At 30.4% G+C, this 15,763-nt stretch carries 13 protein-coding genes and 1 pseudogene; all 14 read right to left on the bottom strand.

Features of this window, described 5'->3' with window-relative positions:
• Nucleotides 1–187: 187 nt before the first annotated feature.
• Nucleotides 188–1,726 carry an ABC transporter ATP-binding protein gene (locus RWL86_RS02895; RefSeq protein ID WP_314077090.1) on the bottom strand — a complete coding sequence of 513 codons (1,539 nt, stop codon included), beginning with the start codon at nucleotides 1,724–1,726 and terminating at the stop codon, nucleotides 188–190.
• 339 nt (nucleotides 1,727–2,065) lie between these two features.
• A complete protein-coding gene (locus RWL86_RS02890) occupies nucleotides 2,066–3,478 on the bottom strand; it encodes an ATP-binding cassette domain-containing protein (RefSeq protein ID WP_314077089.1) in 1,413 nt (470 codons plus the stop codon).
• 100 nt (nucleotides 3,479–3,578) lie between these two features.
• Nucleotides 3,579–4,196: an RpiB/LacA/LacB family sugar-phosphate isomerase gene (locus RWL86_RS02885; protein WP_314077088.1), complete on the bottom strand. Its 618-nt coding sequence runs from the start codon at nucleotides 4,194–4,196 to the stop codon at nucleotides 3,579–3,581.
• Nucleotides 4,197–4,211: 15 nt separating this feature from the next.
• A pseudogene (locus tag RWL86_RS02880) lies at nucleotides 4,212–4,319 on the bottom strand (competence protein TfoX); the annotation flags it as partial.
• Nucleotides 4,320–4,528: 209 nt separating this feature from the next.
• The gene (locus RWL86_RS02875; protein WP_314077087.1) at nucleotides 4,529–5,272 is read right to left on the bottom strand and encodes an ABC transporter permease; all 744 of its coding nucleotides are present in this window, start codon (nucleotides 5,270–5,272) and stop codon (nucleotides 4,529–4,531) included.
• Nucleotides 5,259–6,179 carry an ABC transporter ATP-binding protein gene (locus RWL86_RS02870; protein WP_314077086.1) on the bottom strand — a complete coding sequence of 307 codons (921 nt, stop codon included), beginning with the start codon at nucleotides 6,177–6,179 and terminating at the stop codon, nucleotides 5,259–5,261. Before RWL86_RS02870 ends, RWL86_RS02875 begins: the two co-directional genes overlap by 14 nt.
• 226 nt (nucleotides 6,180–6,405) lie before the next feature.
• A complete protein-coding gene (locus RWL86_RS02865) occupies nucleotides 6,406–6,567 on the bottom strand; it encodes a hypothetical protein (protein WP_314077085.1) in 162 nt (53 codons plus the stop codon).
• A 125-nt stretch (nucleotides 6,568–6,692) separates the two neighbouring features.
• Nucleotides 6,693–7,529: an SDR family NAD(P)-dependent oxidoreductase gene (locus RWL86_RS02860; protein WP_314077084.1), complete on the bottom strand. Its 837-nt coding sequence runs from the start codon at nucleotides 7,527–7,529 to the stop codon at nucleotides 6,693–6,695.
• A 3-nt stretch (nucleotides 7,530–7,532) separates the two neighbouring features.
• Entirely contained in the window at nucleotides 7,533–8,723 is a 1,191-nt protein-coding gene (locus tag RWL86_RS02855) for a hypothetical protein (protein ID WP_314077083.1), read from the bottom strand.
• A gap of 209 nt (nucleotides 8,724–8,932) precedes the next feature.
• A complete protein-coding gene (locus RWL86_RS02850; protein WP_314077082.1) occupies nucleotides 8,933–9,790 on the bottom strand; it encodes a helix-turn-helix domain-containing protein in 858 nt (285 codons plus the stop codon).
• Nucleotides 9,791–9,814: 24 nt separating this feature from the next.
• On the bottom strand, nucleotides 9,815–10,093 hold the full coding sequence (locus tag RWL86_RS02845; RefSeq protein ID WP_314077081.1) for a type II toxin-antitoxin system RelB/DinJ family antitoxin: 279 nt from the start codon (nucleotides 10,091–10,093) through the stop codon (nucleotides 9,815–9,817).
• A 172-nt stretch (nucleotides 10,094–10,265) separates the two neighbouring features.
• Nucleotides 10,266–13,826, bottom strand: coding sequence for a chromosome segregation protein SMC (gene smc / locus RWL86_RS02840; protein ID WP_314077080.1), 3,561 nt, complete (start codon nucleotides 13,824–13,826; stop codon nucleotides 10,266–10,268).
• Between the two features lie 15 nt (nucleotides 13,827–13,841).
• The gene (rnc, locus tag RWL86_RS02835; protein WP_314077079.1) at nucleotides 13,842–14,546 is read right to left on the bottom strand and encodes a ribonuclease III; all 705 of its coding nucleotides are present in this window, start codon (nucleotides 14,544–14,546) and stop codon (nucleotides 13,842–13,844) included.
• A gap of 900 nt (nucleotides 14,547–15,446) precedes the next feature.
• The coding region (locus RWL86_RS02830; protein WP_314077078.1) for an ion channel at nucleotides 15,447–15,763 on the bottom strand (317 nt) is incomplete at its 5' end.

Here is a 15,763-nt window from a genome sequence, read left to right as displayed (position 1 = left end):
AGCTTCTTTGTTTTTATAGAATGAATCATTTAATTACTCACTAATGAAATTTACACAAAATTCTTGACACTGCAGAATCTATCAAATAACCTCTAGTATCAAATTTAAATACTAATACTTAAGTTGAAAAATTTTCCTAAATTCGTGCTTTATTCAATCTTAATAACTTATATTTTCCTCATTCCTGTTATTTTATTGTGATTACTTCATTAAATTTACTATTCCAATAGTCTAAATTATGATGCAATACCATTATGATTAGATAATCATCCAGACTTAATAATAAGTCCATAACCATGTCTGCAGTTGCCATATCGAGATGCGCAGTTGGTTCATCAAGTAATAATATCTTTTTATCACTAGCTAATGCTCTCAACAATCCTAATAAATTTCTCTCACCACCACTCAATTCAGACATGGGATTCATAGACTGTAACGCTTGTTGAGTTGATGGACTTAAACGACTCCATAATTCTTGTGAATGGTGCTTTTTGTCTTGATAGAGACCAAATAACGTGATATTATCTTCTAGCTTTGCCTTCATAAAATGCTCATGTTGCGTCAAGTAAAAAATCTGATCAACAGCTGCCCGTATTTCGCCAGATTGTAATGGAACTTGGTGCATGATTAACTTCAATAAAGTTGACTTTCCGACACCACTTTTCCCTACTATTGCATACTTATGAGGGGCAGTAAATTCTAAGTTAAGATTTTCTAAGTTCACATTATCTTGAAGATAGCTCACATTGGTAATAATGATCTGAGATCTATTAATATCTTTCGGTACGGATAATTCCTGATCTTTTTCTCCTAAATTCACGATGATTGACAAAGTTTCTTTGGAAGCATTGATTAAGTTTAAATCAATTAAGATGTTCTTTATTGGATAAATGAAATTTTCTACATAACTAAAGGTCGCAACCGCTGCTCCGATTGATAGTTCATTTTTTATCAACAGATAACCGACTACTATAAATGAAGCAAGCTGTATTATAAACATGACTAGACCGTTAGCAATATTAGATAACGTTTTGATTTTTCCATAATGGAGACGATTTTCCTCTGTTTCATCCAATTGTTGTTGATGTAGTTTTCTAAAAGTTAATATGGTTTCACTGTTAATACGAGATTTCATCGAAAAAATATCAGCTAATCGTTGTGAGTAAACTTCTAATCCTTCTAAATATCTTCGTTGTTTTATAGTGATATAAGGTGCCAAATACTTGGAAACAAAGGGTGAGCACAGTGATAAGGCTATGATCACAATAGCGACTCTCCAATCCACAAAAACAATCAGTGATACAGCATAAATAGCAAGACTTATACACGACTTAATAATGTCTAATAACGGATCTAAGTACTCCTCACTTAACACTTCTACATCATTATTGAAGACCGATAAATATTCTGCGATTGTCTTGGAGTTAAATGTTGTGACTGACGATGATAAAAGAAAATCACATAACCGACCTTTGACAACACGATTAAATTCAACTGACGTTCGCCATTCGTATACTTGTGATATATATTGAAATAACGAGTTACATACAATCGCTAAGAGATAACAAACGATTAATTTTATAAGAAGTTCATTACCCTCAATTAATACTCTATCAAACAACACCTTATTTAAATACGGTATAAGAACATTTGTTGAAGTATAAAGTACGTGAAAGAGCAGTTGAATAAAAATAACATTTTTAATTTTTTTGATATAATAAACCATTATTTCCCCCTAAAAAAGCCTAATGAATGAAGTGACTCGAAAAGTTAGATTTTTTATGTCTAATTTTTAGGTTGCTGTACATTCTTAAAGAATTATTTTTTATCTAGCGTAATAAGAAAATCTTTTGATCCACATTGAATTATCTTCTTTAGGATATTCTTATTACTTAATGTACCATTTGTAACAAGACTACATGGCATTTATAAATCTCTATTTAGAATTTCCATAATATCAATAATTCTTTGAGCATGTAATGTTAGTTTTCCTCAAATAAAACATATATCTATTAACTCAAACATTGTCTTTTCTACCATATTAAAGATGAACTTTATAATTTTATTATTTATATCTTTTCAATGATTTATTTTCAATATTATAAATTTCGTCTGCACAATTTTTCACAAATTCCATATCATGAGAAACAAAAATCACTAGCCCTGGATAATTTTTTATCAATACCTCTAGCGCTCTTATACTAATCATATCCAGTGAATTTGTAGGTTCATCTAATATTACAACATTGGCATCTTTAATAAATACTTTTAATAATTCTATTCTAGTTCTCTGCCCACCACTTAATTTATTGATTGATACATTCAATAATGATGCATCTATCCCAATATCTCTCAATAAATTTATAATATCTTGCCTTGAAAAATTAGAATCTTCTTGTAAATAATTTATAAGATTTTTTGTACTTGCAACATCAAAATGAAATTGTTTAAAAACTGAAAATTTGATCATTTTAGAAAGTATAATATTTGGATGGTTATCTAGTATATTCTTTATTAATGTAGACTTACCAGAACCATTTTTCCCAGTAATTGCAATTTTTAATTTATTTGCAAATTGAAAACTAACATTTTTCAATAATTGTTTATCTTCATAATAGAGATTTAGCAATTCAGCTCTTATAGGATATTTATTATGTAATTCTCTAAAATTGCCTTCAGGAAAATGGATTGTTTGTACAATAGGTATATCATTGATTTCACCCAAACTATCTAATCGCTTTTCAACATTTTTTATTGTCCGATCAATTCGCTTTACAGCTGTACTTTTATCTTTGGTTGCAGCTAATCGACTAGGTTTTTCAAACGGCTTTGTATTTTTATTTTTTTCTAGGCGCAATCTTTGCTCTTTATTATTTAGAATAATCGTTTCTAAATGTTTTTTCTCTCTAATATATTCTTCTTTTTCATATTGTTGTTTTAACAGATGAAGTTCTTTTTGCTTTACATAATCTTCATAGGTACCAATATACTCTCTGATTTCTTTATTCTCAATATCCCATATTTTAGTCACAACATTTTTTAAAAAATAGCGATCATGACTAGCTATAATAATGATCCCATTTTTATATGATTTAATCGTTTTAATTAAGTTCTCTCTCGTCTGAATATCCATAAAATTAGTTGGTTCATCTAATAATAAACAACCTTGTTTTGTACAAAGCATTTTATATAGGAAATCTCTTTGCTGTTCACCAGCACTATGATTTAAATTTGTATAATCATTATTTGAAAACCAATTTTGATCAAACTTTTTACATAACACATCACAGATTATTCTACCCTTAGTAGATTTTGTATTACCGCAAATAATATTTAATAATGTTGTTTTACCTACTCCATTATTACCTACAATTCCAATAACTTCTCCAATATGACCGATTAATTTATCAGTATGAAACAAGGTTTTATCTGCAAAAGACATCTCAATATCAATTAATTTAATAACTTCTTTAGCCATAAAGTCACCCATCCATTAAATCTTTTTAACCGTTTCTAAGTCAACTCTAGATAGCAATTGGGATACAATAAACATCATTACTATTCCCACTGTAATTTGCTCATTTCAGTAAATCGGCTATTTCTTTCTCTCCATACGCCTTTACATACTGAATTACATCCTGTTTCCTCTTGATTGATTCAAGTAGTGATATATCTAGTATATTTACGAATTCTTTAAACTGAACCTGTCCGATGCTTCTTATCTCTTTAAGTTGCTCGGCATCTCTTATCTTTCTCTCTGCCTCACTTTCAGGGTATCCTTGCCCAAATGGCTCTGAGAAAAGAACTTCTATTGTTTTTTCAAGATTTTCAATACCTAACCATGTATAATCTTCACCTAATGGTAATGATATCGCATTTCCATTATTTATCTGAACAAATAAATAGGCATCCTTCGGTGTAGGTGCATACCCGCAGATGACGTCTGGCATACCATTACAAGCAAGCATCATTCCCTGTCCGGAAGAACAGCCCGTAACAACGAAATCAACTGTTCTACTTGCCAACAAGATACCTACAAGAATAGAAATTTCTATATACGAGTATTTATCATTTTCTTCCATCGTACAACCAAAATTTATAACCTCAGATTTCTTTGGAGCATACTTTAATACAGTATCATAGATTATTTGATTTTTTGTCGCTTGCGAACTTGCTTGAATAACTCCGATTCTCATTCTTTCCTCCTGTGATTATTTCTTATTCATTGATTTTGGTGCAGGTAATTCGTCATACATTGAATTGAATAAGGCAGATAAAAAATCTTTGTTGTCAACAACATCTAACAACAACATTTCCTTTCCCAATTACTTCTATCTTACTGCATTCTTGCGAAATTAAAAACACATTATCCATGGATAAAAGTTTCTCTTTTTTCCATACCAACTTTAATATGAACAGTCCTTGCAAGTTACCTATAGAATATTTTCCATTGATATAAACAAATATTATTGAGTTTAGGAAAATTTGTAATAAGTTTAAAACCACGCAGAGATACTCACTCGTAACATTAATAACTTCTATCGATTCCTGCTTTCTTACTAGATTGGTAAATTTTCTTAAATAAGACATAGCCTATTACCAAAAAGAAAGCTGACTGACCCGCTAATAATAAGTAGTCCATCCAAGCAACGCTTTCACCTTGAATCAAATTTTGAGTCATTTCAATCCCTAAAGAAATTGGAAGAAATCGTCCAATCAAAATTGCCCATTCAGGCATCATCTCATGAGGTAAAATAGCTCCAGTGAAAAATAATAGTGCATAAGAAATAATCGAATCAAATGATGCTGTCTTCGTATATTTTAACGTCAATGCCACTAATACTAAGGTAAATCCAAAAACTCCAACAGTTGTTAATAAGAAGATGATAATATACCAAACACTGAATGAAATTTGAATCGAAAGAATCGTACTTAATACAATGGATACAATGGCAACTTTCATTAGATTGACAATTAACCACACTAATGTCCTTACTATAATCAGTTGTTCAAAAGGAAATGGTTTAATAATTAGTTGATCTAAAATTCCCATTTGCTTCTCCGAAGACACAGAGACTGCTGCTTCACTAATAACCGAACTCAACAAATACCAATACACAAATCCTACATAACCTTGATTCATTTGTTGATGTTGAACTAATAAAAACATATAGAACACAATCGTCGTAACCACAACACTCACAATATGATCCGGATAATAGGTACGTACTTCATGCAAATATTTCCACAATTCTGCCTTAAATAACTTCATGATGAACTCCTCCTCTTTGACTATAGAAGTAGTCCAGTGTTTCTTCAACCGTAGGACTTAGTTTCTCAATCTTTATTAAATGAGACATTAAGTTATGCTTTACTAAAAGTGCAGTTAATTCTTCAATAGAGTTTCGTTTCACGTATGATTTTCCTTTTTCAATGCGGCATTGAAGCTCTTGATGAATTACTTCTCCCTCAATAACTGCTTCAAATTCTTGTGAATGTGGGACTTGTTGCAAGAAGTTCTGATAATCTCCCTTATAGACAACCTTTCCTTCGTCAATCACAATCACATAGTCTGCTAGTAATTCTATAATCTCTGCTTGGTGTGAGGTAAGAATTATCGTTTTATTTTGTTCTGTTGAAAGTTGTTTAATTTTTTGACAAAGTTGCTTTGAACTTTGAAAATCTAATCCTAAAGTTGGTTCATCTAAAAATAACACCTCTGCATTTGTCATTAATGAAATAATTAATGAGAGCTTCTGTAACATTCCTCGAGAATACCCACCTACTGGTTCATCAATAGCATCTCTGAGGTCGAACTCATCAATTAACGCTTGGATACTATCATTCATATAGTGTATAGATTGTTTTGATAATCCAAGAAAGTATTCAATATTTTGTTTACCTGTTAAAAATGGGTAAACATTATCGACAGATTCTAACACGGCACTTACATTTTGGTAGTAAGAATGTCCAATATCTAAAAGATTTTCCCCCTTAAACAAAATATCTCCCTTATCTGCACTGATCATTCCTAACATCAGTTTAATTAATGTCGTTTTCCCAGCACCATTTTTACCAAGAATTACGGTAATGTTACTTTCTGGAATTTCAAAGGAAATATTATGCAAAATTGTCTTATTATTGTATCGTTTTTCGATACCCTTCACTTCAAACACCATCTTCTACCTCTCCTTAAAATAGTAATCAAAAAACTCTCTATCATTTTTGTTCAAATTATTTTTTGAACATATTAACCTCTTTTATTTTCCCATAATACTAAGTTTTTTTACATTATACCATTTTTTTAGAATTGTAACTATTTTTAAAGAAAAATTTCACATGAGTGTATATTTTTTGTACACTCAAAAAAGCACGAAACTAGAATTTCTAGTTCCATGCTTTCTACTAGTCTTTCATTCCAACAAGCTCACGCTGTCTACGATTCGCTTCTTGTGCGATGTAACTCATCACAAACTTGAATTCTTTAGCTGTAGCTTTTTCAGAGAGTTCTGCGATACTTTGATTATATTTATCAATAATTTGTTGTACTTTTTCCTCATCAGTCATCTAACATTTCCTCCAATTGTTGTTTGGTGTATTGCTGTGGAAGTACTAGCGAATATTATCAGCAATATTGTAACATCATTATTCTGAAAGTTTTGCTTAAACAACTTATACTGAATAAAATATCCTTATTCAAAAACCTCACTGACACATTCTGTAATCTGTTTAAAATGATTAAAGTCCATTATTGGATCTCCTAAAGTATCGTCTCCACTTAATCCAATAATTTCTATTTTACTCTTAGAGTGATTTTTTTCAATTAATTCTTCCGCTAAAGCTTTAATACTCAGAACTTTTCCAATCGTTAATGTATAGACTCCTGAATTTAGAACATGATGATAAAAATCATCCCATCCTCGAATAAAATCTTCTTTTCTAGTTGCTAGCTTTGTAATTCTCTCATCGGTTAAAGGAAGAGGTTTATTTTCTTTCGAGAGTTTATCAAACACATGATAGACTGAGCCATTACTTTCAATCACAAATGGAAATCGTAAGGATTGAATGAAACCGTCTTGATACTGATCATTTAAATTCTTCAAATATTGTTCTACTTCTAGTTTTTGCCTTCCGAACTGATTATGGGGTTTATAAGCTTCATCACTTGAGATAAATATAACTCTTTCCTTTACAAAAGGTAATACGGACTCTAGAAACAATTTTGTTTGTGAAACATTTTTTGAATAATAATACTCAGCAAAGTCTTCACAGAAATTTGTCATTTTTAATGATGCTCCATGAATGAAAATATCTGGTTGAATTTCTTCAATATAGTTCAAACAATCTTGCGAAGTAAAATCCATTGGTACTGGGTAAAATACTGATGCATCTAACCTTCTATTCATAATAGCTAACTGGGTTTCTTGATAATCAACACCATAAACTATTGCATCATTTTCTATAAAATAATTTACTAATGCTTCCCCAATTGTTCCACAAACACCTGTAATTAATACTTTTTTCTTCATGATTCACTCTCCATGTAATGCTTTTATCCAATTTTTCGTTGGCATATCAATAACTTTATTTAACGGATTCATCGGGATATTGTCATCCTTATTTTCTAGTTTTCCATTTCGAATTCTTTTAATTAATTTTGATGGAATACCAAATCGTTCTTTTAAAATTATTTCGTCTTCCAAGTTAAATGATTGCGTAGAAATCTTCAACATACCTTTTTCTAATAATTCAACATAACTTTCTGTTTCTTTAATAATTGTTTCTAGAAAAAACTGATTAGAATAATTAATAGTATTTACATTTTGTAAATCCGATAAACCTGACAAAGTAATATCACTCATCAATTCAACAATTTCTGAACGAGTAATTTCTTTATCCAAAAATAATAAAAAAAGATCCAAAACAAGTATTCTATGCAATTTCCTAACAATATACTCTTGATTTTTATTTCCAAATACGATTCCCTCATTCATAAGAACTAAAATGACTCTCATTAAATTAATACATTTTAACCCTACTGATAGATTAGATTCAGGAATTTTTTCACTAATTTTCTTAAAGGAATTTTTGAAATAGTTCAATTCATAAATACTATTTTTTCCAAAATACTCAACTTCGATGACTTCCTTCAAAAAAGAACTATCAATAACATAGCTTTCTCCATTAAAAATAACATTAAGACTGCCAACCGGTACTAATCCATTTTTATTTCTACGATAGAATTTAATATACTCTCCCTTAAAGCTATCCTCACCTAAAGTAGTCGATAATTTATCACTATTAATCAAGTAAATATCAAATAATTCTTTTGTTTTTGCATTTATTAACGATAACATCTTTTGAGATAAAACCATTGTAGTTTTTCCATCTAAAAAATTTAATTTCCTAAAAAAATCAGTTGTGATTTTCAAGGACTTTTCAAGATTTTCTTGCTTTAACAAAAAGAAACTTAACATATGATTATACGGAGATGCTACTCCTTCATACCCTGTTATTTCAAGAATTTTATCTGTAACTCTAAAACATCTTTGATTTGTGTATAAATAACTATCAATCTTAAAAAAATCTTCAAATCTATCTTCAATATTTAAAACAGAAGAAAATTTAAGTGTTTTATGATAACTAACCCCAGAATCAGGAATATAATCCATTCCTGCTTTTTCCATAATCTCCCTAAAATACAAACTAACTTCATTTTCCAATTCCTATTAACCTCCAATAATTATACACACTCCTAATTAGTGAAAGCTTATCACACCCTTATGTTATTTTCAACACCATTTTATTCAATTTTGTATTTTTTTATAAAAATATACTTAAATGAATATTAATTTTGGCATATCATAAAAAAACATTATGGAAATCTGATTACTGATTCCCATAATGTTTTACTTTTATTTTTAATAAGGGATTAAAAACGACTACTTAAATATTCTTGTATTCTTAAATACAGTTTTTCATTTCCTAATAGTTTATACAAAAACTTAGCTTGTTCATAATACATAAGAATATCTTCGTCTGAAAGAAAATTATCTCCAATGTTCGCTAATAAACAATATAAATCGGCTAATAAATAGATACTACTATTTTCTTTACAGATATCAATTGTTTCTAAAATCTCTTCCAAAGCTTCTTTTGTAACTTTATTTCTTACTAAAATTCGAGCATAGTTATATCTTATTTTGATTACCTTATGTAAATTATCCTGCTTTGACATATCTACTTTATAAATCTCTTCCATTAGAACTTTATAAAACTGTTTATATTTTTCAATTTCATCACATTCAAAATAAAATAGTGCTAAAGTATTCAAAAAATCTAAATAGTATTCATCATTAGTTTTTAGTTTTTTACATAAGTGTTCCATCATTTCTATTGCTTTGACAATATCTTTATGTACATTAAACGCAACAATTGCCTTTATCCATTCTATGTAAATAAGATCCTCTTCTAACGTAATTTTTTGCTTCTTATTCAACTCTAATGATAAACAATATTCTAATTTACTAAAATCCCTTTGACTTAAAGCATCATCAGCTATTTTTTTAAATGATTTTAATACAGAATCAGTTCCCTCTAGCTTCGAATTAAAAAAATAGTCCATACTTACATTTAAACGAACAGACAATTCTTTTAAAATTAAAGCACTAGGATCATAATTTTGATTTTCTATTCTACTAATTTGGCTTTGTTTACAAATTCCTTCTGATAATTCCTTTTGTGTTAAATTTAATTCTAATCTTCTATGTTTAAGACGTTCTCCTAACAAGTGACTTCTCCTTTCCAAGGCAGACTAATCAAATACATTTTCCATATCTTGTGACTCATTATTTTTAACCTGTTGCATTCCTTTATCCATCATTTTGTAAAATTCTTCTTCACTCATTGAATCACGAATAGGAACTTGCTGCTTAGGAACAGTTAAAGAAAACGGAATGCCATTATTCATAATAATTTGTCGATAAAATAAATCAATCGCTACTGCTCGAGAAAGACCAATCTGTGATAAAATTTTTTCTGCTTGTTCTTTAATATTTTCTTGAATTCTAACATTTACACTAGCTGTTTTCATACACATTTCTCCTCTTATATGATTGCAATTATTATACCATATGTATTGCGTTACGCAATACATTTTACACAATATCCATGTTAACCCATTTATCATCAATCAAATTATTGACTCTTATACAAAAAGAAAAAGCCTTTATTCAGGCTTTTCCATTTTACCACTAAAAAATATTCTACTCCAACCCATCAAAGTCTTCAAATTTTACCGAAGCTAGTTTTGAAACTCCAGATTCTTGCATCGTTACTCCATATAATACATCTGCTTCTTCCATTGTTCCTCTTCTATGAGTAATCACAATGAACTGTGTATTTTTTGTAAATTCTTTCAAGTAGCGACCATATCTTGCAACATTTGCCTCATCTAGGGCTGCTTCTACTTCATCTAGTAAGCAGAATGGCACTGGCTTCACTTCTAAAATTGCAAATAATAATGCAATGGCTGTAAAAGCACGTTCTCCCCCAGATAATAGACTTAAGGATTGTAGTTTCTTACCAGGTGGCTGAGCAATAATCTCAATTCCTGTTTCTAATAAATTCGTAGGATCTGTTAACTCTAGAGTAGCACGTCCTCCTCCAAACAATCGTGGGAATGTTTGTTGGAATTGACTTGAAATTGCATCGAAAGTTTGTTTAAATCGACTCGTCACTTCCGTATCCATTTCTGTAATCGTGTCTTCTAGATTTTTCTTCGCATCTAGTAAGTCTTGTTGTTGAATCGTTAAAAATTCAAATCTTTCTTGAACTTTATCATATTCTTCAATCGCCATTAAATTAACTGCACCCATTTGTTCGATTTGTTGTTTTAAGAGACGAACGGCTTTTGAAGCATCTTCAATTGACATTGTTAATTCTGTTTTTTCGATTGCTGCTTCAAATGTTAATTCATATTCTTCACTTAAATATTGAAGTTTTTGATCAATTGCCAATTCAAATCGATTGGCTTTTGTTTCAACTTTTGATTGTTGTTTCAAATACTCTTGTAATTGATGTTGCGCTTGATTTCGACTAACTTCTGTTTGTTTATTCAATACTTCTAATTGAATTCTTTCTTCTTTTAGTCTATCTAAATCTGTTTCTAATGCTATAACAGTTTCCTTAATCGCTTCGTAATCTTTTACAGTTTGGTTGTAATCTGCTTCATTTTTCTCTTTTAAGTCCTTCTGTTCATCTTTTTTCGATTCCAGTAAATGAACTTGTTCTTCTAAACGTTTTAATGACAGTTTTTCTTGTTTGAATTCTTTCTTTTGATGTTGGACTTGCTCTTGAATACGAGCTTTTTGTGTCCCCACTTCTTGTAATTCTTGTTGTTTTTCTTGAAGCTGTTGAGTACGGTCTTCTTGAGATAATTGTAAATAATCCAATTCTTTTTTAACCGCTTGATTCTCTTTTGTAATCCTTCTTAACGCTTCATGAGTTTCCACATATTGCTGTTCTAATTGTTCATACTGTTGAATCGATTCATCTAATTCATATTGTTGACTTAATGTTTGACGACTGATTTTATTAAATTCATCTTTTGAGAATTGTAATTCTAAGCGTACTTCTTGTAATTGTTGTTTTAAGATTGTTTCTTCTTCTTGAATCGCTGTTCCTTTTTGAACAATTTCGTTCCATTTCGTTTCCAACTGATTCCATTTTTTTGAAACTTGCTTCTCATATTCTTTCAACTGATTCAATTGTTGTTCTAACGTTTCTAATTGACTATTCCGCTTTACAAGAGATTGTTGTTGATGGTTTTTAGAAGCTCCACCGGTCATCGAACCACCAGCATTCACAACATCTCCTTCTAAAGAAACAATACGATAACGATATTGCAAGACTTTAGCAATTTTCATAGCATCATCCAGTGTTTTAGCAACGACAGTTGTTCCTAAAATATTTCGAACAATGGATTGATACGTTTTTTCCACATGTACTAAGTCACTAGCAATTCCAACATAGCCTTGTAAAGATAATAATTGTTGTAGAACGGCATCTGGCATTCTTTTCTCTTTAATAATCGTTAATGGTAAGAAAGTTGCTCGTCCTAAACGATTCTGTTTTAAATAGTCAATCGCTTTTGCAGCCGCTTGTTCATGTTCTACTACTACATGTTGGCTACTTGCCCCTAAAGCAATATCGATAGCTAATGTAACTTCATCATCTACTCGAATTAATTCAGCAACTGAACCAATAACACCTGCGATTTGTTTCTTTTGTTTTAAGATTTCACGAACCCCTTGATAGTAACCGGCATAATCTTCAGAAACTTGTTTCAAACTATGATAATTGGCTTGTGTTTGTTGTAATTGTCGTTCAATCTTTTGTTTTTGTTCTTGCATCGTTTGACGTTCTTGACGTAAACTGTCTGCTTGTTGACGATAGGAATTCAAGTCTTCTTGTTTACCATTAGTTTGTTGAGCTAGATTTTCTTCTTTTTCCACTAATTGTGCAATCTTTTGATCTAATTGCTTTGATTGTTCTTCAAATAATTCTTGTTTTTCAAGTAATTTATCATGTTGATTTTGATTTTGTTCCATTGAACGTTCCAAGTGTTTTTCTTGGTTCGTTAATTTTGAAATTTCTTGTAATTGCTCGATATAGTCACTTTGTAATTGCTTTTGTCGCTCTTCATTACCTTGACTTAATTGTTCTAATTCTTCTACTAATTTAGACCATTGAGCCTCGATTTCATTCAGTTCCACTTCTTTAATGGCAACTGCTCGCTCTAATTCAGCCACTGTTTGTTCTGTTGATTCTAATTGACGAATGACTTCCACTAAAGCTAATTGATTTTCTTCATTGGTACGATTCGCAAATTCTTGTCTTTGTTGATAAACTTTACGTTCACCATCTAATTGTTCCATTTTTTGAATCGCATCAACGTATAACACTTGTTTTTCATCTAACTCAGTATTTTTTACAGCAAGTAATTCTTGTTGATCGAATACTTTCTGCTCTAGCTCTACTAATTTTTGTTCTGTTTTCGTCACAGTTTCTTGTAACTGAGCTACTTCTCGTTTAGCAACTGTCCATTGAGTATTTAAAGTTTCAATTTCAACGGCTAATAAAGCTGTTTCGATACCTTGTAATTCTTCTTTTTTTGATAAATAAACAATCGCTTTTTCCTTTTGTTCTAATAAAGGCGTTAATTGACTTTTAATTTCATGTAAAATATCTTCTACACGATTTAAATGTTCTTGTGTTTGATCTAATTTTCTTTGCGCTTGAGTTTTACGGTCTTTATATTTTAATACCCCTGCAGCTTCTTCAATAATCATACGACGATCTTCAGGTTTATCATTGAAAATTTGTTCAACTTTCCCTTGGGAAATTAGGGCAAAGGAATCCTTTCCTAAACCAGAATCCATCATTAAACTTGTAATATCTTTTAGTCGACAAGCTTTCTTATTAATAAAGAAGTCACTATCCCCATTACGGTTCAATCGACGAGTTAATACAACTTGAGAATGCTCAATTGCTAATTTTCCATCTTCATTGTTAATATGCAAATTTACTTCAGCAATATTCACGGGTTTACGAGTTTGAGAACCTGCAAAAATAACATCATCCATTTTTTTACCCCGTAAACTTTTAGCTGATTGTTCTCCTAAAACCCATTTAATTGCTTCTGACAAATTAGATTTTCCACTTCCGTTTGGACCTACAACAGCTGTAACACCTTTATCAAATTCGATAACGGTTTTATCCGCAAATGACTTAAATCCAGACATTTCAATTTTTTCTAACTGCATCCTTGACTCCTTACTTTAAGAAATAACGTTTAATTTTTCTAATGTTCTTCTAGCAGATAATTGTTCTGCTGCTTTCTTCGTCTTGCCTTCACCAATTTCATAACCTTTATCATTCACATGAACTTGTACGGTATAATAACGTGCATGAGAAGGGCCTTCTTCTTTTAGTAATTCATAACGAATGTTCACATTCCCATTTCTTTGGAAATATTCTTGTAATTCTGTTTTAAAATCACCAACTAAAGTAAATCTTCCATCTTTTATTTTCGAGATAATAACTTGTGTTAGAAATTGACTAGCACCTTCAAAACCTTGGTCTAAATAAATAGCACCCACAAAGGCTTCAAATACGTCGCAGAGAACTGCTGGATTTTCATGTCCTTTTGAAGCACGTTCCCCCTTTCCTAATAAAAGATATTTATCTAACTCACACTCTTTTGCAAGTGTCGACAAACTTTCTTCGCATACGATTTGCGCTCTTAATTTTGTTAACTCGCCTTCTTTTTTTGTTGGCATTTGACGGTATAACCAGTTTGAGATAAATAATTCTAAAACGGCATCGCCCAAAAACTCAATTCGCTCATTATAAATTCCTTTGCACTCTTTGTGTTCATTTGCATAGGATGAATGAGTTAATGCTTCTTTTAGATAGTTTTCATTTTTAAATTGTATTTGATATTCTTTTTTTATTTTTTCTTTAAATTGTTCGATTGAATACATGCCCTTCGGCTCCTTATCATTTCTCTATCTCCTTATTATAAAAGGTTTACCAAAACATTACAAACGTTTTTGAAAAAATCGGCGTATTCTAACACGTAAAGCAATAGAAAAGACTTTTACGATTGTAGCAAGGTCGACAGCAGCCTCGCTTTGCGAGTCTCATGTCTAAACTTTGAGCCTTGGTCTCAAAGTTTCCCTGTAATATTAGCCAAAATGGCTAATATTACTACTCCTACAATAAAAGTCTTTTCTATTGCTTTACTTTTTTATTCTCCAGTAATTTTTAAATCAACTTTTAGAATTTTCTTTGATAAATTTTCCAGATAAAAATTTCTTACGTAACAAATTTAAAGTAAAAAAACTTTTCTCCGTAGCCAAAGTAAAATTAGCTTCTCAAGCTAATTTTTACAGGAAATTTTGAGACCTTGGCTCAAAATTTAGGCATGAGACCGAAGGGCTGCTGCCGTCCTGGCTACTTTTAGAAAAGTTTCTTTTTACTTTAAATGCCATTAATAATATCTAAACAAACGTATACATTTATTATCCTTAAAAATATTTATTATAATTTACGAAAAGTTTTAAAGTAACTTCTAGTTAAGTATCAAAAATAGAAGTTAATCTGGGACTAAAATTTATGTTAGAATTAAGTATGAGACAAATGATGTTATGGAACGATGAAACATTAACATTTAACGTTATCTGATCGTATTGAAATTGAATTAGGTATTACAAAAGGTTCGAGACTATTTTCCAAAAGGAACTTATTTTGATGAATATACACAGGAAAATATTTACAACTTTGAATATCAAAAAAGAAAAAATGAAATTTGTCCTTTCTCGATTTTAGCTTTTCTTCAACCCACTACAGTTAACTAAATTATGTGTTTTGTCTCACCTTTATTATATTTTTTCAAGCAATTCTTGTATCATTCTATTTAGTTCATCTATCTTCTCAGATTGTTTCTCTAGTAATAATCTTTGACTAGATAATTCGTCTTGGAGTTTATCAAGTTTTATCTGTTCATCTGGATTATCTTTTACAAAAAAGTTTGTCAAAGCACTTGTTAACATTCCTATTGTACCAATCCCTACCAACATTAATAAAACAGCTATCCATTTCCCAAAAAGGGAAACTGGAACAATATCACCATAACCAACAGTGGTTACTGTCACAAGAGCCCACCAAAGACTATCTGAGAAGGATTTTTCTTCAACTA

Source organism: uncultured Granulicatella sp., from assembly GCF_963515095.1.
GTDB lineage: Bacteria > Bacillota > Bacilli > Lactobacillales > Aerococcaceae > Granulicatella.
The sequence above is the reverse complement of the archived record's forward strand: the minus strand, read 5'-3'. Positions and strand labels throughout refer to the sequence as shown.